Here is a 26,230-nt window from a genome sequence, read left to right as displayed (position 1 = left end):
CATGAATCCCATTCATAGTGTCTATGCTTTTTCGGCCGATTATTCGTTATTCATTAACCGGTAACATACCCGTCTTAATACTCTTCAGAAGAATAACAATGATTGATTCTCAGACGCGCCCCCCGTCCACGGCGTCCAAAACCACCGGACTTAGCTTTATCCTGATCCTCAGCGCGTTAATGGCGTTCACTTCTTTATCAACTGACATTTATTTGCCAGCGATGCCGTTGATGGCAAAAGATTTACACGGCGATGCGGAACTGACCATCACCGGGTTTTTAATCGGTTTTTGCATCGCGCAGCTGATCTGGGGGCCGATCAGTGATCATTTTGGTCGCAGACTTCCGTTGTTCGCTGGCATGGCTTTGTTTATCGTAGGATCGGTCGGCTGCGCGCTGTCAGAAGGTATCGGGCAAATCGTGTTCTGGCGCGTCTTTCAGGCGCTGGGAGCCTGTACCGGTCCGATGCTGGGCCGCGCGATGATCCGCGACTTATTCAGCCGCACCCGTGCCGCGCAAATGTTATCGACGCTGATGGTCATCATGGCAATCGCCCCTATCGCCGGCCCTCTGCTCGGCGGTCAGATGATTAAAATCACCTCTTGGCACAGCATATTCTGGTTACTGGCCGTGATCGGCGTGGTCATGCTGGCCTCATTATTCTGGTTACCGGAAACATTACCCGCAGAGAAACGGGTGAAAGCCTCATTAGGCAGTGCGTTTCGCAACTATATTTTGCTGCTGACCAACACGCAGTACATGCGCTTTACCCTGTGCCTGACGTTCTATTACATTGCGGCTTACGCCTTTATTACCGGCTCGCCTTTTGTTTACATCACCTATTTCGGCGTGGATCCGCAACATTACGGCTGGCTGTTTGCGGTGAACATTGTCGGGCTGATGGCGGTCAGCATGGTGAACCGCCGTCTGGTGCATATTTATCCGCTGGAAGTGTTGCTGAAACGCGCCGTCACTGTCGCCGCCCTCGCCGCGCTGGTGCTGGCAATCGGTGTCAAAATGCACACAGGGGGCGTGATCCTGATTGTGGTGACGGTCTTTATTTTCTTCTCGATGAACGGGGTGATTGCGGCAACGTCGGCAGCGGCGGCGCTGGATGCCGTGCCGGGTGTTGCCGGGTCCGCGTCTGCGCTGATGGGATCGTTGCAGTACGGCAGCGGGATTGTCTCATCATTATTACTGGCGCTGATGAGCGACGGTACGCCGTGGACGATGGCCTGGATCATTGCGTTATTTACGGTAGTCAGCGCCCTGATAGCCCTGACCACCAAAGTCACCGCGACGGCGAATTAACGCCCTGCGCCTGATGGCCGGGTGAACTGTTGTTCCGTCATGGTCATTCCCCACTGATCACCCTGCCATTCTTCCGACAGCGCGAAGCCAAAGGATTCATAAAGACGCCGTGCCGCATTGAGACCGCTGAAGGTCCAGAGCTGCACGGCATCGAATTCACGCGCATCACAGAACGCCATCGCTTCAGTGAGCAGTTTCCTGCCAATGCCGGTGCCCCGGCAGCTGTCATCGAGAATAAACCAGCGTAAATGCCCCTGATTATTGCCGAGATCCTGCCCGTCGATGGCGACAGATCCGACAATCTTGCCGTGACAGACCGCCAGCCAGATCTGATTGCAGGGTTGATGCAGACGCCCCGAAAACTCTGCCAGACCTGACGCGACCTTACCTTCAAAGAAATGGCCGAAATCGTAATTTTTCGCATAATAGGTGCCGTGCATTTCCGCAATTCTGCCAATCATACCGGGCAGATAGCCGGTCACGATCTCAATGGATTTTTGCGGCGCGGCATTTTCACTGTCGCGGCAACGTTCGAGTGCGCGCGCATAGGCTGTCAGCCCCTGCGCCACGGTGTGTTGCTGCGCATCATCCAGATTCTCCAGCGCGCTGATGACCCGCATCGCGCCATAATCATTTATCCGGCTGACCGTCTGCACGCCCTTGTCCGTCAGTGTCAGTTGCTTCACCCGCGCATCACCGGCGGACGGCACTTCCTGCACTTCTCCCGCAGCCAGCAACCGCGCCAGCATGCGGCTGACGCTGGATTTTTCCAGCCCGAGGATCTGCACCAGCTGCGCAGCCGTCATCCCGCCCTGATTATCAATTTCCAGCAAACTGTGCACCGCAGACGGTGAATAGTCAGTCGCGGCCAGCGTGGCATTCATAAAGCCCAGTTCACGCACCATCAGACGCGAGGACGCACGGATTTCTTCAATTAAAGAGGGGTTAAGCATGAGTCATTTTTTCGCCGAGGATTTATAGTTGCACAATACAACCATTGTTCGGGGCGGGTTGTCAACTTACTGTCTGCATCCAGACGTTCACACTGCTCCACAGAGCAGGTGCGGGCCTTTATCTCATTAGCAACTGTCAATACAGGTGATTAATTCAAGGCTTATATCATTTCCAACAATAGTGATGGAGTATTTACTTCCGGAGTGATCAACGACATCTTCTGTGATGTTTTTTTCTGCAAGATAGGCTTCTAATGTGCTCTTCGCATCTAAAACATTATTAACATTCTTCCAGGTAATTTTATCCTGCGTAAAGCCATAGTTATCATCAGCCTGAGTATAAAAAACATATTCCTTAGATATTTCAGGGGCATGAGCAAGGATTGAAGGTGTTAGAAAATAATACTCGAAAAAATCTGATTTTTTATAACTCCTCCCGTCCAACGTATAAATCAGAGACAAGTAAAAATAGACTATGACAACGATAAAAAGAGCTAACAGGGTAAATATAAACCTGCGAAACCAGTCGTATAACATAAAAATCAGCATCCTTTCAGCAAAGATATCAGTTATGATGCGAGTTAATCTCTAAGCTCAAAATAATCAACAGAAACAGGATGGTGCTGCATTATGTTTAACATCGCAGGGGTAGCATTATTCTTAACACCATCAAGCTCATCCCATCCTTTTCTTCTCATCGATAAATATATCTCATGGTTTATTCTATCAGGATCGGAAAACAAGTTTCTGGAAGGTTCGTTTTCAAACCGATTATAAATAAAACTTTCAGATAAGTTGTCCAATGGCTTAATATAGTTTAGCCATGAAGGCAAAAAACCTTTCCTTGGTATACCTCTTTTCGGCGGTACCGGTTGCGGAAAAAGTAAAGGCCTAAAATCTTTCTTTTTATAGTTTCCGACTTCCCCATAATGATCCCATATACCCAGTGCGTATTCTTTTGTGGTTGGGCATGAGAGAACAATGGGGTCAATCCCATTACCAAATATTCTATAAAATCCGACTAAATCTGAAACTAAATCTTCTCCACTGAAACCACTGTCTGTATACCATGAAAAGGCGGTGGATTGTTGTAACGCCTCGAACCGATAAGCAGTCTTCATCATAATAGTCAATGCGATACGTGTTTTGACTTCCCAGCTTAAACATGTACGAATCATAAGCGGTGTATTAATCCCAACATAACCCCCTGCCTGATAAGTATTGAATTTAATCATTTTACCGAAATCCTGATAGTAATCGACAGGAAAATACCATGCATTAAATTTTGGGAAAAAACGTGCTCCTCTCTCTTCAAGTAAGATTTCTTTAAGCCGTCGGGCATCTTCTCCGCAAGCATGTCCCAAGTCTATCCAACCCAATATCTTAGTATAAATGAGTCCGCTTTTTTGTCCTGCAGAAGATATACCATCTTTAATATCTGCGCGCTTGCTCATAATTATTCCTTACATCACGGTGTCTTGCCAGAAACTATAGCCTGCTGTTCCGGCCTGATGATGTCGCCAGGTAATACTTTTAAACGTAAAAATCAACGTCTCTTCGGCTTCCGCACCATTGTGATCAATAGAATGAGGGAAGTTAACTGACACATCAACAAGATATGCATCACGTAACTCCATTGAATAATATTTAGTATTTACACCAGTAATATCAGTACGCAAAAAAGAAATATTTACCTGTAACTTTTCATTGTTAGAAATGGCAATTCCTGATAACGGTGAGGATTTATCAATAATTTTGGTAACTGAAAGTGGTTGGTGGCAAATATTTTTGTCGCGGTGTGTACTATGGGATAATGCTAATACGAAAATTTCATCACGGTGTAAACTCTGATATTTATTCCCCATCGAATCATAGGTCCCGCAACGTTGTGATATTAATCCTTGTTTCTCGCCAGTTAATGTCATGTAAATTTGTTGAGCCATATAACCCTCCTTTTTAACTAAGGACGTTATACTCCAGCAAATCATTGAGCACAAATACTCTAAATCAATATCAAACCATTATCAATACATCAGAATGATGGTATTATTAAGCGTATTTATTACTTTAAATATTTATTAATTTCGATAATTGAAAACGATATTTATAAGCGTGTAGTCGATGTCCAGGATACATCGACTACACAATAATAAAATTCAGTATGCCTGTCTGATACGCTTACTCCCCTCTCTCCGCCCCTTCCAGCGCCGTCTTCAATTCATCCCGGGTCATCGGCACACAATAACAAGGCATGCCGCGCTCAAAGCGCCAGCCTTCTGAGAGGGTGCCCGCGTCGAGAGTGTCAAAACCGAACGCATCGTAAAGCCCCGCCACGATGGTTTTGGTTTCTGCGTCATCGCCTGCCAGCGGTAATGCGCGGCGCTGCGGGTCTCCGGCGGGTAATCCGTCGGTTTCCAGATCAGTCATGCGGATGGCGTTGAAGGCTTTGGTGATTTTTGCCCCCGGCAGGAAACCCGCCAGATATTCACTGGTGGTGGTCGCCTGTTGATCCAGCTCTGGGACCTGTCCGTCGCGCTCAGGGTAATAATTCACGGCATCAATTACCGGCTTTCCGGCAAGCTCTGCTACCGGCAGTTGCCCGATGGCCGTCAGCGGCACGGCAATCACCACGATATCCCCGAACGTCGCGGCCTGCGCCGCTGTGCCTGTCTCGCAGCCGAGCATCGGCTTGAGACTGAATAACGTCTGCGGCCCGCGTGAATTACTGAGCATGACCTGATGTCCTGCCCGGGTCGCCAGTTTTGCCACCGCCCGTCCGACAAACCCTGCGCCAAGAATGCCTATTTTCATGATATTCACCTTTGATTTTGTGGTAGACAGGTTCAGCATAATTCGACACTCTGCGTTGATAAATCGTCGCAATTAGCACAGTGAAACAACAAAAAGGAGGGAATCATGGACAGGTTAACCAGTATGAATGTCTTTGTCAGAGCCGCAGAGCTGGGTTCTTTTGCCGCCGCCGCGAACGATTTGCGACTCTCTCCGCAGATGGTGGCGAAACATATTGCGCGGCTCGAATCCCGGCTCGGCACGGCGCTGCTTAACCGCACGACTCGGCGTCAGCACCTGACGGACATCGGCCGCAGCTATTATGAACGCTGTAAAATCGTGCTTTCAGAAGCAGAAGCCGCCGATGCCATCGCACTGGAAATGAAAGTCACGCCTTCCGGTACGCTGCGCGTCAATGCCCCGGTGACTTTCGGCACCTCAACGCTGGCACCTTTCATCACACAGTATCTGGCGCAGTATCCGGAAACGCAGGTGGAGCTGACGCTGAGTGACCGTCTGGTTGATCCTGTCGAGGAAGGCTATGAGGTCATTTTGCGCATTGGCGAACTCACTGACAGCCAGATGATCGCGTATCCTCTGCGGCCTTACCGGCTGATAGCCTGCGCATCCCCCGGCTATCTGGCGCAGCGCGGTATCCCCTTAACACCGGCAGAACTGGCGCAGCATTCCTGTCTGGTTTACGGCATCTGGTCGCCACAGGCTCCCTGCCGCTGGCAATTTTCTCAAGACGGTAAAACGCAGGAAATTCAGCCGGAAGGACGGTTGCGTTCAAATGACTGGCGCGCACTGTTGCATGCCGCCGTCAGCGGATATGGCGTCACGCTGGGGCCGGAAGATGTGCTGAAAGAAGAGATCACCGCCGGACGGCTGGTGCAGGTACTGCCTGATTACGACGGGCCATCACGGCCGATGCATGTTTTGACCCCCGCCGGTCTGCGGCAGACCATGAAGATCCGCAGCTTTATTCAGGCACTCCGCGACGCCTTTGCGTAAGGCTTCCGTCATAAAAAAATCCACGCTCTCACGTGGATTTTCACTTTTAACACTGACGTTCTCACGCGTTATCTTTTGGCCAGCGCCGCCGCATTTTTCCCGGCAAGAATGCCGAAGATAATGATGTCAGCCACCGCGTTACCACCGATGCGGTTCGCGCCGTGGATACCGCCGACCACTTCCCCTGCGGCCCAGGCACCGGTGATCACCTGTTTTTGCGCATCAAGCACGGCGGTATCCGGATTGATCGTCACACCGCCCATGGTGTGATGCACGCCCGGCGCGATGCGGATGGCAAAGAACGGTCCCTGATTGAGCGGATGACGCAGCGCGGTGGTACGGCCAAAGTCTTCATCCTTTTTCTCCACCACAAACAGGTTGTAGCGCAGCAGGGTTTCAGAAAGTGTCTGAGGATCCATATTCAGTTTCACCGCCAGTTCTTCCGGCGTTGGTGCGCTGATCACAAAGCCTTTGGCGATATATTCATCGGCCGCTTTGTTATTCGACCGCACCTGTTCGTCGAAAATCACCCACGCGCTTTTTTCCGGTAAGGCGATGATTTCAGCAGACACTTTGTCGCGGGTTTCCATTTCGTTGTAGAAACGCTTCCCGGCCTGACTGATCAGGATCGCGCCACCGCCACGAATGGCTTCTGAAATCAGATAGGACGTGGTCTGCTCCACCGTCGGATGGATCTGAATTTCGCCCATATCGACGGTATCTGCACCAATCTTCTGCAACATGGCAATACCGCTGCCGGTCGCGCCCGCATGGTTGGTGGTGACAAAACCGTCCAGTTCAGGGCGGTATTTCACCACCATTTCACGGTTGGCACTGAAACCGCCGGTGGCGACAATCACGCTTTTCGCATTCAGAATGCGGCTGTCGTTGTATTCATCCACCACTTTCACGCCGGTCACCACGCCGTTTTCCGACAAGATTTCCGCCACCGAGGTTTCAAGCAGCACCTCGATGTCGCGCTTGTTAATGTTCTTCACCAGACCGCTGATCAGGAAACCACCCACCGCAGAACGGTCCGCCGGACGGTGCGTACGGTCGATGCTCATGCCGCCGGTGATGGTGATGTCGTTAAGTTCGATCTCTTTCGCCGCCAGCCACTCCACCGCTTCCGGTGCCAGTTCCACAAACTCGCGCAGCAACACCGGATTGTTTTTAAACTTGCCGCCTTTCAGCGTTTCGTCATAGAACAGATCTTTGCTGTCTTCGATGCCTTTCAGTTTCTGGAAACGGGTTTCTGCGGCGTTCATCCCGACGGAAGCTTTAATGGTGTTACCGCCGATGGTTGGCATCTTCTCGATGATCACCACATGCGCCCCTTCGTCATGTGCCTGAATCGCCGCTGCAAGACCCGCGCCCCCGCTGCCGACCACAACAACATCGTAGTTTTGCGGTGCCTGAGGGTTGCCGCCTTCTTCAATCACATGCTCTTTGCTGGAGGTGGCCAGCGCGCGGGAAACGGCTTTTTTCAGCGCCTCACTCTGCGTGGTCGCGCCGGTGATGGCGTCAACGTGCGGGCTGTTGGCAACCAGCATACGGGTACGCAGGCTTTCAAACGTGGTGGTGAAATCGACATCCAGCGAGTCGTCCTTCACCAGCGCAATATCGGTGATACGGTCGGTGTCCAGCGTAACGCTGATTTTCAGCTTGAGGGCTTCGGCTTCGACTTTCTCCTGATACACCCCGGCTTTGTATTTACGGCCAGTGACGCTGGTATCGCGGATCATGGCGTCAACCAGTGAGAAGCGCCACAGCGGTTCAGGGATGTTCAGCTCTTCGCGCTTATGGCTGTCGATGAACAGCTCAAGGTGGTCGTTGTTGATGATGCGATCGGCCCAGTCGGGATAAGCAATACAAGCCTTACCAATCGCGATCAGATCAAAGCCGTATTCCAGCCCCTTTTCGGCATCGGCTTTGTTGATCACACCACCGACACCAATCACCGGCACTTTGGCCAGCGTTTCTGAACGCATGGCGCGGAATTTAGTGATCAGCGGTGTCGGATCCTGCGTATCAACAATCGACGGGCGCAGCAACTGGCCGACCGAGAAATGCACGTAATCCAGCCCGCGCGCCGCGAGTTTTTCCAGCAGATACATCGTGTCGTCAAAGCGGATACCCGGCACTTCCAGCTCTTCCGGTGAGAAACGATAGCCGATAATAAAGGAGGCATCAGCAAAGCGTTCCGCCATTTTGTGGGTAATGTCGAGCACTTCCAGCGGGAATGTCGCGCGTTTGTCGCGGTCACCGCCCCACTTGTCCGTACGCTGGTTGGAGTTCGGCGAATAAAATTGCTGGATCAGATAGGTGTTGGCCCCGTGGATCTCCACGCCATCAAACCCGGCTTTGATCGCACGGTTCACCGCATCACCAAACTTGGTGACCATGGTTTCGACTTCTTCACCGGTCAGTTCTTTCGGGGTGGTCGCGCCTTCACGCGGCGCAGCGATGGCGCTTGGCGCGACGGGCGTACGGCCGCCGATCAGTTCCGGTTCGACCATCCGGCCACCGTGATAAATCTGCAGGATCGCTTTGGAGCCTTTGGATTTGATGGCATCGGCAATTTTCTTCAGGCCGGAGATTTTGTTGTCGCTGTCGATGGCGATAGCGCCGGGGAACGCTGGTCCCATGCGGTCAATGAAGCAACATTCGACAATGATGGTGCCGATGCTGCCGGCACGGTCGCGATAATATTCCACCAGTTCGCTGGTCACCGTGCCGTCATAAAACCCCGTACAGGTGGTCATCGGCGCCATCAGCAGGCGGTTTTTCAGTACCGCACCGTTGGGCAGTGTGAGCGGATTCAGAACCGGGGTGAGCTTATTCATTATGATCAACTCCGAAATGTGTGAGTCTTGAATTTTTTCGTGGCCGCATTTTTTACCGTATAAACTTCCCGTTTAATTAAGCAGCTCGATGCAGGTGATAAATAGAGAAATCTGTGGCGTATTTATTTGCGTTACGCGGTGAAAATGGGCGTTATAAACGTTAAGCAAGCAGGCGTTGTTTATTTACCCGACATGAAAATCAATACCACCTTCAATTGTTAATGATGAGTTGACAAAAATCAACTTTAGATTAACATAAAAAATCTCGCCTGCAAAATCAGCAAGTTGACGTCAAAAACTGGCGTTTGCACCAATTTACTCTACATTCACATAAGCGGGTTCTTCTGAGAAAAAAATAACCACAATTTTTATGTTGTTATTTGATTTAATATAAGCGGATGCATCACATCTTTTGCGCTAAGAATAATAGTAATGTCTTAATTTCGTCACAGAGGTGACATCGTCATTACGTACCGCTTAACACATTTCCGATTAAGAATAATGAATGGTTTTCTGAATCAGAAAACAATCACAGATAACCGGGGCATCAGGCTCACTCTCACACACGGGCAAACCACATTATGAAACCCACATCCACGCTCAATGACCCCGCCAAGGCCGCACCGCCTGCCGCGAGTCAAAAAAAACATCTGATTATGCTATTCCTGCCGGTGCTGGTGGCGGTGCTGTTACTGCTGACGCCAGTGCCTGCGGGGCTTGAACCTTATGCATGGCACTTCTTCGCCATCTTCGTCGGCGTGATTGTCGGGTTGATCTTCGAACCCCTGCCGGGCGCGGTAATTGGCCTGACCGGTGTGGTCGTCATCGCCCTGTTCAGCCAGTGGCTGTTATTCAGTCCGGAAGAAATCGCCAACCCTAAATTTAAGATGCCCACCGAAGCTTTCAAATGGGCGGTGAGCGGCTTCGGTAACTCCACCGTCTGGCTGATTTTTGGCGCGTTTATGTTTGCCGCAGGGTATGACAAAACGCAGTTTGGCCGCCGTCTGGCGCTGATCCTGGTGAAATATCTCGGTCGCCGCAGTCTGACGTTAGGTTATGCCATTACCTTTGCTGACCTGTTGCTGGCGCCCTTCACGCCGTCCAACACCGCGCGCAGCGGCGGGACGATTTACCCGATCATCGCCAACCTGCCACCGTTATACGGCTCCAAGCCCAATGACCCGAGTGCGCGTAAAATCGGTTCTTATCTGATGTGGGTAGCGATTACCGCCGCCTGTATCACCAGCTCGATGTTTCTTTCTGCACTTGCGCCGAACCTGCTGGCGCTGGCGTTAGTCAAAAGCATCACCGGCTTTACGATTTCGTGGGGCATGTGGTTCCTGGCGTTTCTGCCGCTGGGCGTGCTGCTGATCCTGACCATGCCGCTGCTGGCCTACTGGTTTTATCCGCCGGAAGTGAAGGTCAATGACGAGGTGCCGCGCTGGGCGACCAACGAACTCGAGAAGCTGGGCAAACTGTCGCGTAACGAAATCCTGCTGCTGATCTTCGTCTGTTCCGCCCTGCTGATGTGGATTTTTGCCGCATCGTGGATTGAACCTGCGATGGCTGCGCTGCTGGTGGTGGTGCTGATGCTGTGGACCGGCGTGCTGAACTGGAACGACATCACCAGTAACAAACCGGCCTGGAACACCTTCGCATGGTTTGCGACGCTGGTGGCGCTGGCGGACGGCCTTGCCCGCGTCGGCTTTATCGCCTGGCTGGGGAAAGAAGGCGGTCAGCTGCTCAACGGATTCGACCCTCAGGTGGCGGCCGTGATGCTGCTGATAGCTTTCTTCCTGCTGCACTATCTTTTTGCCAGTACCACGGCGCACACCACCGCGCTGTTACCGGCGATGCTGACCATTGCGGCGGCGATCCCGGGCATTAACATGCCGGTTTACTGCCTGATGATGGTGACCTCGCTGGGCGTGATGGGGATCATCACCCCGTACGGCACTGGCCCGAGCCCGATTTACTACGGCAGCGGCTATCTGCCTACCAAAGACTACTGGCGTCTGGGCACCATCTTCGGGGCAATTTTCCTCGGCGGCATGATGCTGATTGCCTATCCGTGGATGGTATTGATGTTCTGATGCGTTAACCTGCCAGACTGCACCATGCAGTCTGGCAACCCCTTATTTCTTTCATTCCCGCAACTCTGTTCATTCTTCCTGAAAATAATGCTTCCCGAGGATTGCTGCGCCGTCATCAATCGATTTGTGGATAAGCTTCACACAACGTTTAGCATCACCTGCTTCCAGGGCCAGTAACAGCTGATCGTAATTGTGCTGCCCCTGCGCCATATGCGGCGACTGCGGATAGAGATAGTTGAAGCACGGACCTATCTGCACCCACAGCTGCTCAATCAGCGACGTCAGCGTCGGCATTGCGGCCATTTCATACAACATGAAACGAAACTCACGGTTGGCCTCTAAAGCGCCCTCGACGTTGTTTTCGACTTTCGCTGCCATGAATCTGGCATTCAGCGTTTTCAGCAAAGCAATGTGTTGCGCAGTGATCTGCTCACAAGCCTGCGACACCGCCAGACCTTCAAGATTTTTGCGGATAAGCGTGATTTCCTGATACCGCGCCAGCGCAATTTTAGGCACCAGAAAAGCCTGTGCGGGCGTGGCATCCAGTGCCCCCGCCGACACCAGACGCAGCAATGCCTCGCGCACCGGCGTCACGCTGGTACCGAGTTTCTCAGCAATTTCCTTGGTCACCAGTCGCGCGCCCGGCTTGAGTACGCCGACAATCAACGCCCCTTTCAGCTTAGCTTCCACCTGCATGGTCAGACTGACGCGCTGCGCTTTTTCCATCTCAAACATGTGACATTTTCCTTTAGCAAAATAATGGCTTTTCTTTTGCGGTTTAATCCGTAGCTTGCAAAAAATACATTATATAGGATATATCATGTATTGAGGAATTGAATATTGATTGACCATTTTTGTGACGCACCACCTTCACGTTAATTCCGTCAACACGTCTGGCGGCTTCACTTTGGGAATGACCGTAATGAGAATACCTGCCTTCAAACTGGCTTCACTTGCCCTGTTTATCAGCCTGACAACACCGGCTGTTTTCGCCTCTGAACTGGTGATCGCTCAACCCGCTTCGGCCACGGCAATGGATCCGGGATTCCTGAAAGAGTCTGCCACGCTGGTAGATAATCTGTTCGATACGCTGGTGCTGCGCGACGCCAATATGCAGTTACAGCCGGGGCTGGCGACCAGCTGGAAATCGCTGGATGATACCACCTGGGAGTTCACGCTGCGTCAGGGTGTGAAATTCAGCGACGGTGAGCCGCTCAATGCACAGGCGGTGAAATTCTCAATCGACCGTATTCTCGATCCCGCTCAGCACGCGCCGACCATTTCCTATATCCGCACCATTAAATCCGTGGAAGTCACCGGCGAGTATCAGGTGAAAATCCACACTACCGGACCGGATCCGTTGTTGCCGGCCCGCATGAGTCGCTACCCGACGTACATTGTGCCACCCGCGTATGTCACCAAAGTCGGTGCGGCGGAATTTGCCCGCAAACCAGTGGGTTCCGGCGCGTATACGCTGACTGCGTTTATCCCCGATGAAAAAGTGGTGATGCGGGCCAACCCTGATTACTGGCGCGGCAAGCCCGCAATCGATACTGTCACCTGGCGTCCGATACCGGAAGCCACCGGGCGCATTACCGCCCTGCTGACCGGTGAAGTACAGCTGGTTGATGGCGTTCCGGCGGATCTGGTTCCGGCGCTGAAAAACAAACCAGGCGTGCATCTGGAACAGGTGAAAAATGGCGGGCTGACCATTTACCTCGGCCTGAAGAACGACCAGAAACCGCTGAATAATGTGCGTGTCCGTCAGGCGTTATCGCTGGCGCTGAACCGTGCGGCTTATACCCGCGATTTGTTGCATGGTTTCGGTACGCCGACCGGCACCATGGCCGGACCGAAAGATTTTGGTTATGAGGCCATTCCCGCGCCCGTGCAGGACATTGCCAAAGCCAAAGCATTACTGGCCGAAGCCGGATATCCGCAAGGTTTCACCCTGCGCTTCCAGGCGCCACGCCGCTATATCGCCAGCGCCGACGTCGCCCAGGCGATTGTGCAGGATCTGGCAGCTATCGGGGTGAAAGCTGAACTCGAAGTGCCGGAATGGTCGGTCTATACCCAGCAGGTCGCGGCACAAAAACAGGCGCCGATGTACATGCTGGCGTGGGGCTCAACGCAAACACTGGACGCCGATGCCGCGCTGTATCCGATCCTGCATTCGGGCGAACCTTATTCCACCGTGAATTCTCCTGAACTGGATGCCCTGCTCAACAGCAGCCGCACCACGGTCGATGCGGCCAAACGTGAGAAAATTTTGCAGCAGATACAGCAGGTTGTGGCACAACAGCAGCCGCTTATCCCGCTGTACAAAGAAGATTCCCTGTATGCCAGCGCTGACAACGTGACCTTCACCGGCCGCGCTGATTCACGTATCCCGCTGTTTGACCTGAGGATTAAATGATTTCACTGCGAACCACCTTGCAAAGGAAACCCCGCCGCCGGTTTTATGGCGACGGGATCCTCGGCGGGCTGTTGCTGCTACTGGTGATTGTCCCGGCGCTGCTGGCGCCGTGGCTGCCGCTGCCGGATGCATTAACCAACGACCTGGCTGCGGCCTTTTCGCCGCCGGGCGGCCATCATCTGCTGGGCACCGATCAGCTGGGGCGCGATTTGCTGTCGCGTATTTTATCCGGTACGCGGCTCTCGCTGATGGTAGTGCTGCTGGCCGCGGTGATTGCAGCAGTGATCGGCTCGGCGCTGGGCATGATTGCCGGTTATACCGGCGGCTGGCTCGACGCGCTCATCATGCGCCTGATGGATATTCAGCTGGCGGTGCCGTTTATCCTGCTGATCTTACTGGTGATGGCGCTTTTTGGCGCATCGCTGACCAACATCATCCTGATCATGGGCGTGACCAGCTGGGCGATTTATGCCCGGGTCGCCCGCGCCAAAACGCTGGAAATCCGCGAGCTGGAATTCATTGAATCAGTCAAAGCCATGGGCTTTTCCACCCCGCGCATTTTGCTGCGCCACGTGTTACCTAACCTGATGACACCCCTGATTGTGCTGCTGACACTGGATATCCCGCGTCTGATCGTGCTGGAAGCTTCAATTGGTTTTCTCGGCATGGGCATTCAGCCGCCGACGCCGACGCTCGGCAATCTGATTGGCGAAGGCCGTTCTTACATGCTGCTGGCACAGTGGCTGGTGCTGTGGCCGGGGCTGGTGATCGCAGCACTGGTGATTGGCTGTAACCTGCTCGGTGACAGCCTGCTGCGCAAAACCCACACGAGGCTCGACTGATATGCTGCCTTATCTTTTGCAACGCCTCGGGCAGTCGGTGCTGGTGATGTTTGGCGTATCACTGCTGATTTTTTACAGCCTGCATCTGACCGGCGACCCGGCGGCAGTAATGATGCCGCCAGGCTCAAGCCAGCAGGAAATTGACAATTTTCGCCACAGTATGGGCTTTGACCGCTCGCTGACGTGGCAGTACTGGCATTATCTGACCGGCGTTTTACAGGGCAATCTGGGGGAATCGCTGCGTTACAGCCAGCCGGTCACCGAACTGATAGGCCAGCGCGTTCCGGCCACTTTGCTGCTGGCTTTCACCGCGTTGCTGTGGAGCACCGTCGCCGGTTTGCTGCTCGGCATCCTCAGCGCGTTATATCAGAATACGTGGTGGGATCTGCTCTCGCGCCTGCTGGCTTTCAGCGGTCAGGCGGTGCCGGTATTCTGGCTCGGTCTGCTGCTGATCATCGCCTTCAGTCTTCATCTGCGCTGGCTGCCTTCCGGCGGTTATGGCAGCGCCAGTCAGCTGGTGATGCCCGCCATCAGCCTTGGCGCGTATTACATGAGCGCCATTGCCCGACTCATCCGCGCCAGCCTGATTGATGTGCTGCAACAAGATTACATCCGCACCGCCCGCGCCAAAGGGCTGAGCCGCTGGCGTATCGTGGTTCGCCACGGTTTACGCAATGCATTGATCCCGGTGATTACCGTGCAGGGCATGTATTTTGCCTCCTTGCTCGGCGGTGCGCTGGTGACTGAAATCATTTTTGCCTGGCCGGGCATCGGCCGCCTCGCCGTTCAGGCCATCCAGAACCGTGATTTCCCGCTGGTACAGGCCATTGTGCTGCTTGCTGCACTGGTGTTTGTCGGCATCAACCTGATTATTGATTTGCTGTATGTGGTACTCAATCCGAGGATCCGCCTGTGACGATTTCCATTTCCCCACAGTTACAACCGACTCTCGATTTACTCCATGCGATGACGCCGTTCGCCAGCGTTTCCGGCCAGCTCAGCCCGCAGCGTGAACTGGCGCAGTGGCTGGAAGACTGGGTCCGCCAGAATCTGCACGGCGTGCCGGTGTTGCAGGTCAGCGCACAAAATGACGAAAACACGCCGCCGCTGGTGCACATGCGCATTGAGCGTCAGGCGGCAAAAACGCTGGTGCTTTACAACATGTACGACGTGATGCCCGCCACGGACGACGGCTGGGAATTTCCGCCTTTTACCGGCGGTATCACCGAATGGCCGGGCACCGGCGCGGTGTATATCGCACGCGGCGCGGAAAATAATAAAGGGCCGCTGGCAGGCATGCTGATGGCGTTGAAATCACTGTGCGATGCGGATCAGCTGGGCGTCAATCTCGAGATCATTCTCGAAGGTGAGGAAGAAACGGGCAGCGGCCGGTTGCGCCGCTATCTGGCACAGGAACCCTGTCCGGTAACGCCCGCCGGTGCTGTGTTTTTCCCGTCGCTGTGTGAATACGGCGGCGGCGAACCCCGCGTATATCTGGGTTTCAGCGGGCTGAGCGGTGGCCGTTTACGCGTCAGCGGCGGGGCGTGGGGCGGCCCCCATGCGGCAATCCACGCCAGTAACGCCAACTGGATTGCTAATCCGGTATGGCGGCTGGTGAATGCCCTTCACGCCATTGCCCCCGCCGAAAAAAACGGCGTGATTGCCCGTCAGCCTGTCGATGATCCGGCAAACCAGCTACTGCGTACGCTGGCTGAACAATTCAGCATCCGTGATGAACTGCGCTTTCGCCGCAGCGAAACCCTGTCGGTGAGTGGCGATACGCTGGCCTGCCTGCAACAACTGATTAACGGCGCGGTGCTCAACATTTCAGAAATCCGCAGCGATCCGCAACAGGCGCGTGGCGTGATACCACACAGCGCCAGTGCGGAACTTGCATTGCGCGTGCCGCCGGGCATTGACGGTGAAAACCTGCTGGCAGATATCTGTCAGACGCTCAGCAGGTCGGAATTCGACGGCGTGGAACTTGAACTGGATGACAGCTATCCCGGCCACCGTTTCCCACGCCACAGCCCCGGCGTCGATGCCCTGCTCGCCAGCTATCGGACTCAGGGTGCAACACCACAGGTCTGGCCGTGGGCACCCGGCTGCGCGCCGGCGTATACCTTTGCCCGCATCGCTCCGGCCTTTCTGACTGGCGGCCTCGGTCACGGTGGCAATGCCCACGGCATCAATGAATTTGTCACCCTGCGCGGGCTGGAACGCTTCCAGCAATCCGTCACCGACTGGATCCATTTTTTTACTCAGGACATCCCATTTTCTGCCCTGCCGGAATAATCCGGCGAGGCTTTGCGGCAACACCCGGGAAAGTTTTAAAAGATAATCACCAGGAAAATTATGATGAAACAAGCAGATGATTTTGAACGTGTTTCACTGGGATTCTTCCCCACACCGCTTGAGCGCCTTTCGACACTGGGCGATTCACTCGGCATCACGCTGGATATCAAACGTGATGATTACACCGGTTTCGGCGGCGGCGGTAATAAAGTCCGCAAGCTGGAATATCTGATGGCTGACGCCTGCCGCCAGCAGGTTAACGTGGTCATCACCACCGGCGGGCACCAGTCCAACCACGCGCGGATGGTGGCAGCAGCGGCGCGTAAGTTTGGCATGAAACCGGTGCTGGTACTGCGTGGTAATCAGCCGGAAACCTATCAGGGCAATCTTCTTCTCGATAAGCTTTTTGGCGCGGAACTGGAGTTTCTCGACCCCGACGGTTATTTCACCCAGATTGAAGGCGCGATGAATGCCCATGCTGAGGCCGCTCATTCACGAGGCGAAAAGGCACTGATCATCCCGCTCGGCGGTGCCACGCCGCTCGGGGCGTTGGGTTATGTGCGCGCCATCGAAGAAATGGACGCTCAGCTGAAAGAACGCGGCCAACTGCCACCGGACGTGATTGTCGCCCCGACAGGTTCCGGCGGTACACTGGCCGGACTGTATGTCGGCGCACGTAAATACTGGCCGGATACCAAAATTGCCGGCATCAGCGTCAGTGCCAAAGCGGAATGGTTCCAGACCCGTATTTCCGCCATGGCGCAGGATTGCGCTGATTTGCTGGAATGGCCGCAAAACTGGACGCAGGAAGATATCTGGATTGAAGACGGTTACGTCGGCACCGCCTACGGCGTACCGTCTGACGGCGGCATTGACGCCATCTACCGCGTCGCACAAGCCGAAGGTGTGCTGCTGGATCCGGTCTACACCGGCAAAGCCATGCATGGTCTTATTAACCTGGTCGGACAAGTCAAAATCAGCACAGGTTCACGGGTAATATTCGTTCACTGCGGCGGCTCACCGGCGTTGTATCCCTTCGCACAAACCTTGCTGGAGCATTGAGATGACGCAGGGTTTTCGCTATCTGAGTCAGGAGGATGTGATTACGCTCGGTGGTACGCGGGCGCAGGCCGCACTGGATGATGTGCGTGACGTTGTCACCTTAATGCGTCAACAGCAGGCGCAGATGCCCGCGGAAACCCACGTCAGTCTCGCCGGTGCACGGGGAAAAGCTTACGCATTGCCCGCTTATGTCGGCGGACGGTTTAACGCTGCGGGCGTGAAATGGACAGCACATCGTCCCGATGCACACGACGGTCTTCCACAGGCGATGGCGATGACGCTGATTAACCGTGCGGATACCGGCCTGCCGCTCGGGCTGGTAGAGAGCGCCGGGCTGACCGCCACCCGTACCGCCGCCGTTTCGGCGCTGGCGTTACGGCATGCCGCGCCGCAAAAGGTACAACACGTTCTGCTGCTCGGCACGGGTGTACAGGCTACCGCGCACCTGGACATGCTGCGACAGCTTTTTCCGCATCTTAAGCAGGTCAGCTGGTGGAGTCGCAGCGCATCCACCTTTGCGACGGACACTGAAAACCTGCCGTGGCCGCTGATCAGAATCACAGATTTACAGCATGCCTGCGCACAAGACGCCGATGCGGTGATCACCTGTACCAGTGCGGCCGAACCGTTGGCCGGCACGGAGGTCATCCGCCCCGGACGTCTGATTATTCAGGTGGGTTTTCACGAAGTGGCGTTTGAGGCGATTGCCCTCGCCACAAAAGTGGTCGTCGATTTGTGGGGGAATTTCTGCGAAACCAGCGCCAAAAGCCTCTTCCAGATGTACCGCGCCGGGCAATTTTCCCCGGACCTCGTTGATGCTGACTTAAGCAATCTGCTGCTCGATGGCTGGCGGCCTGCGCCGGATGACAGCGTGTATTTTTCCTCATTTGGCCTCAATGTTTTCGATATCGCCCTGGCAGCACGTGTGCTTGCACTTGCTCAGCAACAGGGAACCGGCACGCTGTTACCGCTTTTTCCGGAGTCATTTTACCTTGCCTGATTATTTCGCATCACCCTTGCCAAACATCATTATCAGCGCCGCAGAACTGCTCGGGCGCCACCAGAATGGCGAAGAATTTGCGCTGATTGATGTCCGTGAAATCGCGCAATGGCAGACAGCAACGCTGCCCGGCGCACATCATCTGAATGTTTATGATTACTTTATTCCGGACAGCACGCAGGCCGGTGTGAACAGCCTGCTTATTGCCTTTCAGCGAGCCTGGCAGGCGCTCAACATCAGTGACAACGTCACAGTGGTTTTTTTTGAGCAACAGGTCGGCATGCGTTCCCCGCGCGGTGCGTGGTTCGCGTTGTGCGGCGGCATCCGCCAGCCGTTAGTGCTCGACGGCGGGCTTGACGCCTGGCAACGCGCAGGCGGTGACGTGATGCCGGGAACCGGCAACAGTGCAGTGATCCGCGCTGAAAATCCGGATTACCGTGTGCCAGACAGTGAGGAGATCGCACCGCTAAACGCACTGACGGCGACACGCGCGCAAGTGCTTGCAGCAGGAACGACCGGCGCGCAAATTCTTGACGCCCGTCGTCCGTCAGAATTCAGCGGTGAATTTGCCCATGAATGCTGCCACCGTGCCGGCAGAATTCCCGGTGCGAATTTGTTGTTCTGGGAGGATGTGGTAGACAACGGCGCGTTTCTTGATGCCGGAGAAATCCGCCATCGCGCAGACAAAGCCGGGTTACAGCCCGACCGGCAGGTGATCATTTATTGCCACCGTGGCGCACGCGCCGCCACGGTATTTACAGCCCTACAACTGGCGGGTTACCCGCAACTGGCCATTTATGTCGGCTCCTGGCATGAATGGGCAGAACATTCTGAACTGCCGCTGCTGACGGGGTGTTAACTGGCCTTACGCAGTTGCAGCGCCTGCGTAATATCCGGCGCTGCCGCCAGCAAAGTTTGCGTGTAAGGATGCTGCGGCGCGCCCAGCACCTGCGCCGTTAGCCCGCTCTCCACGATTTTGCCGTGATAAAGCACCACCACGCGGTCGCACACCTGTTTTACCGCAGCCAGATCATGACTGATGAACAGCACCGTCAGACCAAGTTGCTGACGGAGTTCATCCAGCAGCGCCAGGATCTGCCCGCGCACCGACAGATCTAACGCCGACACCGCTTCATCGGCCACCAGCAAATCTGGCTCTAACGCCAGCGCACGGGCAATGGCCACCCGCTGGCGCTGACCACCGGAAAACTCGCCCGGTAAACGGTTGGCGTGATGCGCTTCCAGCCCGACCTGTTTCAGCAATTCGCTAACCCTCGCCTGAATCTCCCCGGCTGGCCGCAATTTGTACACCCGCAGCGGTTCGGCAATCTGCTCACCAATGGTCATTTTAGGATTGAGGCTGGCGTAAGGATCCTGAAAGATAATCTGCGCCCGGCTGCGCATTTTCTGCCGCGTGGCTTGACTGGCACGGGTCAGGGAAACGCCGTCAAATTCAATATCGCCGCTGTCGGTTTCCGTCAGGCCGATGATCGCCCGCCCCAGCGTAGTTTTCCCCGAACCTGATCCGCCGATCAGCCCCAGAATTTCGCCACGACGGATATCCAGCGAGGTCGGGAAAAGCACCGTCTGACGTTTTGCTGGCACGAACGGCAGGCGCTGCGCCTGCGGATAGCTTTTGGTCAGTTCGCGCAGACGAACCAACGGCAATTCGGTGCTGATCTCAGCGGTGGCCGGGCGGGGTTCAGACTGCGAGGCGGCAATCAGTTTGCGGGTGTATGGTTCCTGAGGATCAGTCAGCAATTTTGTCACCGACCCTTCTTCCACCAGATTTCCCTGATGCATAACGTAAGCGCGATCTGCGTAACGCGCCACCACGCTCAGGTCGTGGGTGATCAGCAGCACGCCCATGTCCATTTCATGCTGCAATTCCAGCAACAATGTCAGGATCTGCGCCTGAATGGTGACGTCCAGCGCGGTCGTGGGCTCATCGGCAATCAGCAGCGACGGCTTACAACTTATGGCACTGGCAATCATCACTCTCTGACGCATGCCGCCGGAAAGCTGGTGAATATACTGTTTCGCACGTTGTTGCGGATTCAGGATGCCAACACGGTCCAGCAACGCAACGGCCTCGCGGTGCGCCTGCTTCCAGTTCAGTCCCTGATGACGTACCAGCACTTCGGCGATCTGCTCGCCGACTTGCAGTACCGGATTCATGCTGGTCATCGGTTCCTGAAAAATCATCGCCAGCCGTTTACCGCGCGCCGACGCGTCAAATGCACCCTGCGGACTGGCAATTTTCTTGTTCTCAAGCCAGATTTCACCGCCTGTCATATTCACACCAGGCGGCAACAATCCCATCAGCGCCAGCGAACTCAACGTTTTTCCCGAACCGGATTCCCCCACCAGCGCCACCATTTCACGGGAATTCACCTGCAGGGATAATGGTTTGACCAGCGGTGATCCGGCATCGGTATGAATGGCGAGATGGGTAACGTCGAGTAAAGGTCTGGCAGTCGTCATAGCGGTGGTCCGGCGAAGAATTAAGCATTGAGAATATATCGTATATCTTCCGGCGACAACCTTAAAGGCAGCGAGACGATAGATTAATTTCTGCTAATTAATGATGATTTATCGTGGTTTCTTCGTGAGATGCGAAAACCTGCCGGTGATCTGCCCGGCAGGTTTATTTAGCCCTGAAATGACTCAGACTTGTGCCATCCCCCCATCCACAAACAGTTCTGTGCCATTGATAAAGCTGGCGGCATCGGAGGCCAGAAACGCCACCGCTTTGCCGATTTCTTCCGGTTCACCGAGACGACCCAGCGGCACCTGTGCGGCCAGCGCATCGAACAATCCCTGACGATGTTCATCCGGCACCAGCCCGCCCAGCCCCGGCGTGCGAACCGGCCCCGGACTGACCACGTTGACACGAATGCCGCGGCCTTTCAGATCCAGCGCCCATGAACGGACAAAGTTGCGCACCGCCGCTTTACTGGCGCTGTAGACGCTGAAACTTTCCGTCCCCTGAATCGACGTCGTGGAACCGGTGAGGATCACCGAACCCCCTTCGCGCAGCAACGGTAACGCTTTCTGCACGGTGAACAGCACGCCGCGCACGTTGGTGCCAAAAATACGGTCGAAATGTTCTTCGGTGATCGCGCCCAGCGATTGCATGTCTCCACCGCCCGCGTTAGCAAACAGAATGTCCAGATGCCCTGCGCTTTTGGCGATTTGCGCATAGACCGCATCGAGGTCAGACAATACCGACGCATCGGCGCGGATACCCGTTGCGGCGCTGCCGATTTCACTGACTGCCGCATCCAGTTCAGCCTGACGGCGGCCGGTGATAAATACCCGGGCGCCCTGCTGGGCCAGTTCTTTAGCGGTTGCCAGACCAATCCCGCTTGTCCCGCCGGTGACCAGTGCAATTTTTTCGTTCAGTGATTTGCTCATTTTCATGCCTCATTATCAGTCGCGTTTCAGTGAGCCGCGTTTGCGGTATGGACTTACTCTAGCCCCGCCCCGTTTATTGAAAAATAGTGGAAAATGAAAATGACTATTCATGGCTGTGTATAATCAACACATACTGACTGGCGGAGAAAACAGATGGACCAACTGACAGCGATACGGGCGTTTGCACGCGTGGTGGAAGCCGGTAACTTTACCCGCGCGGCAGATTCACTGGATATGCCCAATGCGACGCTGAGTAAAATGGTGCAGGAACTGGAAGCGCATCTCGGCGTGCGGTTACTTCAGCGCACCACGCGGCGGGTGACGGTCACGCCGGAAGGTCAGGCTTACTACGAGAAAACCGCGCGGGTACTGCGCGATCTGGAAGACATCGATACCTCGCTGAATGCCGCGCGCAGCAAGCCGCGTGGTCTGTTACGGGTCGATGTCGGCGGTTCCACAGCGCGCGATGTGCTGATCCCGATGCTGCCGGAATTTATGGCGCGCTACCCGGATATTTGCCTCGATCTCGGCGTGTCCGACCGGCCAGTGGATCTGATCAGCGATAACGTGGATTGCGTCATCCGTGGCGGTCCGCTGGATAACTCGACGCTGATCGCCCGTAAAATCGGTACCGCCACGCTGATCACCTGCGCCACCCCGGCCTATCTCAAATCTTCCGGCACACCGGCCTATCCCGATGAACTTAAAAACGGCCACCGGCTGGTCTGTTACGTGTCATCACAAAATGGTCGCGCGTTCCCCTTCCGTTTTGAACGGGACGGCGAGAAAACCGAGATCAAAGTACCGCACCGCATCGGCGTCAACGAAAGCAATGCCCATTTAGCCGCCGGACTCGCCGGACTGGGCATCATCCAGACCTTCAGCTATTCAGCCAACAGCGCCCTGCGTGACGGCACGCTGGTGGAAATCCTCAACGAATGGCGTCCGGCCCCGTATCCGTTCCATGTGGTTTATCCACAAAACCGCCACGTTCCCCAGCGCCTACGGGTGTTTATCGACTGGCTGCTGGAAGGATTCCACATACGTTCACAGTAACGTTTCGCGGCGCAGATTATCTTCCCGCACAAAATCAATGAACGCCTGTAAAGGCGCGGGGATCAGACGGCGATCGTTGTAATAAAGCCAGGGACCGGTGAACGACAGCCACCACGGCTGTAATATCGGCTCGAGTTGTCCGCTGAAAATAGCGGGCTGTAACCACTCTTCGAACAAATAAATGATCCCCGTTCCTGCAATCGCCGCGTCGACCGCCAGATCGACCGCGCCACCGACACTGACCACCAGCGGACCGCTCACCTGCACGCTGAGGGCTTCGCCTTCACGCTCGAATTCCCAGTCGGGCATGATGCCGCTGGCATAGCGCCCCCGCAGACAGCGATGCGGGATCAGATCCCGGGGATGCAACGGCCTGCCGTTGGCATCAAGGTAAGCCGGTGACGCCGCCGCGGCGTAACGCTGAACGCGCGGGCCGATGGGGATCGCCACCATGTCCTGTTCCAGACGTTCGTCATAACGGATACCGGCGTCACAGCCGTCACGAAACACATCCTGCACATTACTTTCAGCGATAATTTCCAGCTGAATATCCGGATAACGCCGCAGAAATTCCGGCACTAAGGCAGGCAAAACCAGCCGCGTGGCGCTGACCGGCACATTCAGGCGCAGTACACCGCCCGGCGTGTGGCGATAACGGTTAAGCGCATCCAGCGCGGCATTCACCTCGTTCATGGCGGGCAGCAATCGCTCAATCAGCGCCCTGCCGGCTTCAGTCAGCACCACCGTGCGTGTGGTGCGGTGAAATAACCGGATCCCCAGCTGCTGTTCGGCACGACGTACCGCGTCACTCAGCCGGGATGCGTTACTGCCGGTGACCCGCGCCGCCTCACGAAATCCACCGGCTTTCGCCACCTCAACCACGGCGTGCAACAGGGCGATATCCATCGTCATTGTGCGTAACCTCGTACAGTTTGTCCTGATTTCACCGGATAGTTGCACAGCCGGCGCAACGCTACAATCAGTGAACACATATAAAGGAGAGTCCTATGTCACAACCCTCAATGACTTATCGTCTCGGCGACCGCGAAGTGGCACGTTTAGGTTACGGTGCCATGCAGCTGGCGGGTCCGGGTGTTTTTGGTCCGGTAAAAGATGAAGCCCGCGCGATTCAGGTATTGCGCGATGCCGTGGCGAGCGGCGTGAATCATATTGATACCAGCGATTTCTACGGTCCGCATGAAACCAATAAGCTGATCAAAAAAGCCCTGCATCCTTACGCTGACAATCTGTGCATCGTTACCAAAGTCGGTGCACGTCGTGATGAAAAAGGTGGCTGGTTAACGGCATTCACCCCGCACGAACTGGTCAGCGCCGTGGAAGACAACCTGCGCAATCTGGGACTTGAGGCGATGGAAGTGGTGAACCTGCGCAGCATGCTGGATATTCATCAACCGAAAGAAGGGTCACTGGAACCGCAGCTGGAGGCGATGATTAAGCTGAAAGAACGGGGACTGATTCGTCACATCGGCCTGAGTAATGTCACGGCAAAACAGGTGGAGGACGCGCAGAAACTGACGCCCATTGCCTGCGTGCAGAATATGTATAACCTGGCCAACCGCCACGACGATGCGCTGGTGGATAAACTGGCGGAACAAGATATTGCCTACGTGCCCTTCTTCCCGCTGGGCGGATTTTCCCCGCTACAGTCAACGCAACTCGACGACGTCGCCGCTGAATTACAGGCCACACCGATGCAGGTGGCGCTGGCCTGGTTACTCAGACGTTCACCGAATATTTTGCTGATCCCCGGCACGTCATCGCCGGAACATTTGCAGGAGAATCTGGCCAGCGCACGGCTGAGTTTATCTGATGAGGTGATGGGAAAACTGAACGGAATGCGCTGAGGATCCTATGAACTGAGTCCTCAGCATCGGGGACTCAGAATGTAAAATATCCGCGTTAGAAAACGACCGCGGTGAGCGAGGTGCGGACGCTGAAAATCTTATGAGGCTGTCGTTTAACCATGAATGTTCCAGGAAGTGCTAAACCTCAGGAACAAGAAGTACATCTAAAATGTTTAGGATATGAAGACAGGACATTTTCAACAGGCCAACATTCATTGGCCCCTCAAATCATTTAGGACACAAGGCTTACAGCTGAGTGATACGCGTATCTGCGATGGTTTCCGCGAAATGTTTCCCAAATAAGTCTGCAGGCGTCTGGAAACCAGGCTTTGCATCTCCCGCCAGCACTCTTCGCGCTGCCTCCGCTGCGGCTATCGCAGTAAAACTGTATCCATTAACCGTGTCCAGCAGCATTTGTACTGTCTTTCCTTCAGCGTCTACTATTTCGGCAACAGCCTGGTAACGACTGCTTTCACGCTCTTTTGCTGAAGGGCCATCGGGTAATGTAGATAAATCCCCTTGCGGAAACCCAATCCCACTAACGTGTACAAATGTAGAGATGTCAGGGATGCCCGTTGTTTTCCAGACAGTGACCAGGTCCGGCAGAGTTACTGGAAAACATTCTCGTGCACCACTGCCAAAATCAAAAGATCTCAGTTCGCCGGGATCCTTTGGCACCAGCTGTCCATTGAGTCTTATGAGACATTCAGGCGATAAATTCTCCATCGCGCTCACAGCTGAGCCCCGTGACATTGATCCGGCCACGTTCAGTGCCAGAGAAATGCTTACAGGATACTTTACCCGTTCTGCGGCATGTACTGCGAGGCACCCCAGCATTGCTACCGATCCTCCACACCCCGGTAGCAGCATAACGCCTGCAGCACTCGCATCCTCATCATAGGCTTCAGCCAGCCTGTAACTGTCCTGTTCTGCGGCAATATCGAGATAGTGAATCTTATTGCGTACCGCTGCGTTTATCAGGGCATCAGCAGTGTACGCAAAAGGCCCTGCGCAGTTGAGCAATACCGTAACATTTGCCAGCGCCTCATCTATTTCAGCCGGATTTTCAAGAGAGAAGACCTTGTATGGTAAGTTCAGCTCACTGGCCATAGCGACAAGTCTATCTTCATTGCGGCCTGCAATAGTCACCGGTATGCCCGAATCTAATGCGTGTTGAACAATCATGCTTCCTGTATACCCGGTAGCGCCATAGATCATCAGAGTTTTCATTTTCATCCTGTGTAACAGTGCAACCGTTATGTTGGTTTAGC

General features: G+C 54.7%; 23 protein-coding genes. 12 read left to right on the top strand and 11 right to left on the bottom strand.

Annotated features, from left to right (window positions below; all coding sequences use genetic code 11):
* Positions 1–98: 98 nt before the first annotated feature.
* The gene (locus EDF78_RS20030; RefSeq protein ID WP_133823775.1) at positions 99–1,310 is read left to right on the top strand and encodes a multidrug effflux MFS transporter; all 1,212 of its coding nucleotides are present in this window, start codon (positions 99–101) and stop codon (positions 1,308–1,310) included.
* Here EDF78_RS20030 and EDF78_RS20025 read toward each other — a convergent pair.
* The 5 genes from EDF78_RS20025 to EDF78_RS20005 all read right to left on the bottom strand — a co-directional run bounded on the left by EDF78_RS20025 (position 1,307) and on the right by EDF78_RS20005 (position 5,113).
* Positions 1,307–2,263, bottom strand: coding sequence for a bifunctional helix-turn-helix transcriptional regulator/GNAT family N-acetyltransferase (locus EDF78_RS20025; protein ID WP_133823774.1), 957 nt, complete (start codon positions 2,261–2,263; stop codon positions 1,307–1,309). The genes EDF78_RS20030 and EDF78_RS20025 overlap by 4 nt on opposite strands.
* 126 nt (positions 2,264–2,389) lie before the next feature.
* Positions 2,390–2,800, bottom strand: coding sequence for a hypothetical protein (locus tag EDF78_RS20020; RefSeq protein ID WP_133823773.1), 411 nt, complete (start codon positions 2,798–2,800; stop codon positions 2,390–2,392).
* A gap of 44 nt (positions 2,801–2,844) precedes the next feature.
* Positions 2,845–3,717 carry a hypothetical protein gene (locus tag EDF78_RS20015; RefSeq protein ID WP_208294491.1) on the bottom strand — a complete coding sequence of 291 codons (873 nt, stop codon included), beginning with the start codon at positions 3,715–3,717 and terminating at the stop codon, positions 2,845–2,847.
* Between the two features lie 9 nt (positions 3,718–3,726).
* Complete coding sequence (locus EDF78_RS20010; RefSeq protein ID WP_133823772.1) at positions 3,727–4,206, bottom strand: Hcp family type VI secretion system effector; 480 nt, start codon at positions 4,204–4,206, stop codon at positions 3,727–3,729.
* A gap of 235 nt (positions 4,207–4,441) precedes the next feature.
* Positions 4,442–5,113, bottom strand: coding sequence for an NAD(P)-binding domain-containing protein (locus EDF78_RS20005; protein WP_133823771.1), 672 nt, complete (start codon positions 5,111–5,113; stop codon positions 4,442–4,444).
* Positions 5,114–5,179: 66 nt separating this feature from the next.
* On the opposite strand from EDF78_RS20005, the gene EDF78_RS20000 reads away from it, so the two are divergent.
* Positions 5,180–6,067 carry a LysR family transcriptional regulator gene (locus EDF78_RS20000; RefSeq protein ID WP_133823770.1) on the top strand — a complete coding sequence of 296 codons (888 nt, stop codon included), beginning with the start codon at positions 5,180–5,182 and terminating at the stop codon, positions 6,065–6,067.
* 68 nt (positions 6,068–6,135) lie between these two features.
* On the opposite strand, the gene EDF78_RS19995 is transcribed toward EDF78_RS20000, so the two are convergent.
* A complete protein-coding gene (locus EDF78_RS19995) occupies positions 6,136–8,913 on the bottom strand; it encodes a flavocytochrome c (protein WP_133823769.1) in 2,778 nt (925 codons plus the stop codon).
* 581 nt (positions 8,914–9,494) lie between these two features.
* Here EDF78_RS19995 and EDF78_RS19990 point away from each other — a divergent pair.
* Complete coding sequence (locus tag EDF78_RS19990) at positions 9,495–11,006, top strand: anion permease (RefSeq protein ID WP_133823768.1); 1,512 nt, start codon at positions 9,495–9,497, stop codon at positions 11,004–11,006.
* Positions 11,007–11,075: 69 nt separating this feature from the next.
* On the opposite strand, the gene EDF78_RS19985 is transcribed toward EDF78_RS19990, so the two are convergent.
* On the bottom strand, positions 11,076–11,741 hold the full coding sequence (locus tag EDF78_RS19985; RefSeq protein ID WP_095921964.1) for a GntR family transcriptional regulator: 666 nt from the start codon (positions 11,739–11,741) through the stop codon (positions 11,076–11,078).
* A 187-nt stretch (positions 11,742–11,928) separates the two neighbouring features.
* Here EDF78_RS19985 and EDF78_RS19980 point away from each other — a divergent pair, with 187 nt between their 5' ends.
* The 7 genes from EDF78_RS19980 (at position 11,929) to EDF78_RS19950 (ending at position 19,480) form a co-directional block, all read left to right on the top strand.
* A complete protein-coding gene (locus EDF78_RS19980; protein WP_133823767.1) occupies positions 11,929–13,422 on the top strand; it encodes an ABC transporter substrate-binding protein in 1,494 nt (497 codons plus the stop codon).
* On the top strand, positions 13,419–14,264 hold the full coding sequence (locus EDF78_RS19975) for an ABC transporter permease (RefSeq protein ID WP_095921963.1): 846 nt from the start codon (positions 13,419–13,421) through the stop codon (positions 14,262–14,264). Before EDF78_RS19980 ends, EDF78_RS19975 begins: the two co-directional genes overlap by 4 nt.
* Before the next feature lies 1 nt (position 14,265).
* Complete coding sequence (locus EDF78_RS19970; RefSeq protein ID WP_095921962.1) at positions 14,266–15,180, top strand: ABC transporter permease; 915 nt, start codon at positions 14,266–14,268, stop codon at positions 15,178–15,180.
* Positions 15,177–16,559, top strand: a complete 1,383-nt coding sequence (locus tag EDF78_RS19965; RefSeq protein ID WP_119825973.1) for a M20/M25/M40 family metallo-hydrolase — start codon at positions 15,177–15,179, stop codon at positions 16,557–16,559. Before EDF78_RS19970 ends, EDF78_RS19965 begins: the two co-directional genes overlap by 4 nt.
* A 63-nt stretch (positions 16,560–16,622) precedes the next feature.
* The gene (locus tag EDF78_RS19960; RefSeq protein ID WP_133823814.1) at positions 16,623–17,621 is read left to right on the top strand and encodes a D-cysteine desulfhydrase family protein; all 999 of its coding nucleotides are present in this window, start codon (positions 16,623–16,625) and stop codon (positions 17,619–17,621) included.
* Position 17,622: 1 nt separating this feature from the next.
* Positions 17,623–18,621: an ornithine cyclodeaminase family protein gene (locus EDF78_RS19955; RefSeq protein WP_095921959.1), complete on the top strand. Its 999-nt coding sequence runs from the start codon at positions 17,623–17,625 to the stop codon at positions 18,619–18,621.
* On the top strand, positions 18,614–19,480 hold the full coding sequence (locus EDF78_RS19950; protein WP_133823766.1) for a rhodanese-like domain-containing protein: 867 nt from the start codon (positions 18,614–18,616) through the stop codon (positions 19,478–19,480). Before EDF78_RS19955 ends, EDF78_RS19950 begins: the two co-directional genes overlap by 8 nt.
* Here the strand turns inward: EDF78_RS19950 and EDF78_RS19945 are convergent.
* Complete coding sequence (locus EDF78_RS19945; protein ID WP_133823765.1) at positions 19,477–21,105, bottom strand: ABC transporter ATP-binding protein; 1,629 nt, start codon at positions 21,103–21,105, stop codon at positions 19,477–19,479. The two genes, EDF78_RS19950 and EDF78_RS19945, sit on opposite strands and share 4 nt — an antisense overlap.
* Before the next feature lie 183 nt (positions 21,106–21,288).
* A complete protein-coding gene (locus EDF78_RS19940; RefSeq protein ID WP_131692751.1) occupies positions 21,289–22,038 on the bottom strand; it encodes a glucose 1-dehydrogenase in 750 nt (249 codons plus the stop codon).
* 153 nt (positions 22,039–22,191) lie between these two features.
* On the opposite strand from EDF78_RS19940, the gene EDF78_RS19935 reads away from it, so the two are divergent.
* Positions 22,192–23,094: a LysR family transcriptional regulator gene (locus tag EDF78_RS19935; protein ID WP_133823764.1), complete on the top strand. Its 903-nt coding sequence runs from the start codon at positions 22,192–22,194 to the stop codon at positions 23,092–23,094.
* Here EDF78_RS19935 and EDF78_RS19930 read toward each other — a convergent pair.
* Positions 23,086–24,006 (bottom strand): LysR family transcriptional regulator, encoded by a 921-nt coding sequence (locus EDF78_RS19930; protein ID WP_095921954.1) that lies wholly within the window; start codon positions 24,004–24,006, stop codon positions 23,086–23,088. The two genes, EDF78_RS19935 and EDF78_RS19930, sit on opposite strands and share 9 nt — an antisense overlap.
* Positions 24,007–24,101: 95 nt before the next feature.
* On the opposite strand from EDF78_RS19930, the gene EDF78_RS19925 reads away from it, so the two are divergent.
* On the top strand, positions 24,102–24,959 hold the full coding sequence (locus EDF78_RS19925) for an aldo/keto reductase family oxidoreductase (protein WP_133823763.1): 858 nt from the start codon (positions 24,102–24,104) through the stop codon (positions 24,957–24,959).
* A 246-nt stretch (positions 24,960–25,205) separates the two neighbouring features.
* Here the strand turns inward: EDF78_RS19925 and EDF78_RS19920 are convergent, their stop codons facing one another.
* Positions 25,206–26,189, bottom strand: a complete 984-nt coding sequence (locus EDF78_RS19920; RefSeq protein ID WP_133823762.1) for a saccharopine dehydrogenase NADP-binding domain-containing protein — start codon at positions 26,187–26,189, stop codon at positions 25,206–25,208.
* Between the last annotated feature and the right edge of the window lie 41 nt (positions 26,190–26,230).

Origin of the sequence: Rahnella sp. BIGb0236 (genome assembly GCF_004364755.1) — a bacterium.
Lineage (GTDB): Bacteria > Pseudomonadota > Gammaproteobacteria > Enterobacterales > Enterobacteriaceae > Rahnella > Rahnella victoriana.
The sequence above is the reverse complement of the archived record's forward strand: the minus strand, read 5'-3'. Positions and strand labels throughout refer to the sequence as shown.